This is a genomic window from Okeania sp. SIO2B9 (assembly GCF_010672505.1).
GTDB classification, from domain to species: Bacteria; Cyanobacteriota; Cyanobacteriia; order Cyanobacteriales; family Microcoleaceae; genus Okeania; species Okeania hirsuta.
This window is the reverse complement of record NZ_JAAHGK010001453.1, coordinates 1-1,768: the sequence shown is the minus strand read 5'-3', so window position 1 is coordinate 1,768 and position 1,768 is coordinate 1. Positions and strand designations below refer to the sequence as shown.

2 pseudogenes are annotated in these 1,768 nt (G+C 41.1%); one reads left to right on the top strand and one right to left on the bottom strand.

Going from position 1 to position 1,768, the window contains the following annotated elements:
• Nucleotides 1–225, bottom strand: a pseudogene (locus F6K13_RS31635) (hypothetical protein); the annotation flags it as partial.
• A 466-nt stretch (nucleotides 226–691) separates the two neighbouring features.
• Here F6K13_RS31635 and F6K13_RS31630 point away from each other — a divergent pair.
• Nucleotides 692–1,762, top strand: a pseudogene (locus tag F6K13_RS31630) (DHH family phosphoesterase); the annotation flags it as partial.
• Nucleotides 1,763–1,768 lie beyond the last annotated feature (6 nt).

Below are 1,768 nucleotides of genomic sequence, written 5' to 3'. Positions count from 1 at the left end.
AGTCATAGCTAAAACTTCACCGTCTACATATTCATGGCGAAATTCCTGTTTAGCTTCCCATTCTAGATATTCTTCACGGGTCATTTTTGCATAATCTTGGGGTTGAGAAATCATAAATTTTTTTCTCCTCCAACGTTTTGTTATATCTGGTTTTCGAGATAAATTCACAACTTCCCTGGTACTTTCCGCTTGCTGCTTTTGTAAATCAGCAAATATGGGTTTCAAATCATAATTAAATGAACGAGAATACTCTTCACAAATTCTGTGAATTTCTTCAACAATCTCATCCTATAGAAATAATATCAAGTCTCGTTAATTAGCTATAATAAATCAGTTACCTTTAGTAATCTTTAGATGACTTAATTATTTATGTTATCCTAAAATTTTTAAGCCTATAAAATATTACCAAAAAATTCAGGTATAAAGCCTCTCCATTCATGGAGAAAAAGCGGTCGTTTGCGGAGCATTCCGTAGGATGGGATGGCGTTAGCGGAGCGGCTCTGTCAAGAGCGGGTCTCCTCGCCATATCCATGAGACCAAGAGAAGAAAAAAAATCCTTTTAACCAATCCTCTTAATTTATAAGAAGAGGTAATTCTAAATTCTAAATTCTAAATTCTAAATTCTTGAATTTTGACTTCCCATAAACTCTGACTTTTGACTTTTGACTTTTGACTTTTGACTTAATATGAAATGAACATAATCTTATGCCACACAACCGCAGACTTCGACGCCCTCGGCGCCGCCGTCGGACTAACCCACCTCCACCCAGGTAGTCGCCTCGTACTAACTGGCGGTTGTCACCCCACCGTCAAACAATTCCTTGCCCTCCATCGAGACGAATTTGCCATCATCGAACGTCGCTCCGTCAACCCAAAACAAATCCGCTCCATATATATAGTTGATACTCAAACACGCTCCCGACTGGGAAAAACTGCCCAATGGTTAGACTTACCCCACCTATCAGAAATTATCATCTATGACCATCACTGTGAAATTCAAACCGATATTCCAGCTACCCAAACTTATATAGAAGCAGTGGGAGCAACCACAACCCTCATCGCAGAAAAACTCCAGACTCTCCAAAACAATTCTACCCCTGTCTTAACTCCAGCAGAAGCAACAATTATGGCCCTTGGTATCCACGCTGATACTGGTTCCCTAACCTTCGACCACACAACACCAAGAGATGCAGTAGCTTTAGCATGGTTAATGCAGCAAGGCGCTAGTTTACCCGTAATTTCCGAATATGCTGAACCTGGTTTATCTCCCCAACTGCAAGATTTATTGAAAATAGCTCTGGAAAATATCCAACGCTCCACCGTGAGAAATTATCAGATAGGGTGGATACTATTACACACTGATGAATATATTCCCGGTTTATCCAGTTTAGCTTCTAGTTTAATTGACCTTACAGAAATAGATGCTCTCCTCCTAGGTCATACCCACTCCTTCAAAGACACAACAGAAAAAAGCTTAAGTATTATCGGGCGATCGCGTATCCCAGATACTAACCTCAGCGAACTATTACAACCTCTCGGTGGTGGTGGTCATCTCCGAGCAGCAGCAGTTACTCTCCGAGACAGTAACCCTGAAGCAACCCTGGAAAAACTCGTAGACCAACTCAAAAATCAAATTCCTCAACCTCCCACCGCCAGAGATTTGATGTCATCTCCAGTTCGCACCATTCCTCCTGAGACATCCATAGAAGAAGCTCATCGCATACTATTACGTTACGGTCATTCTGGTTTATCAGTAGTAGACTGATCA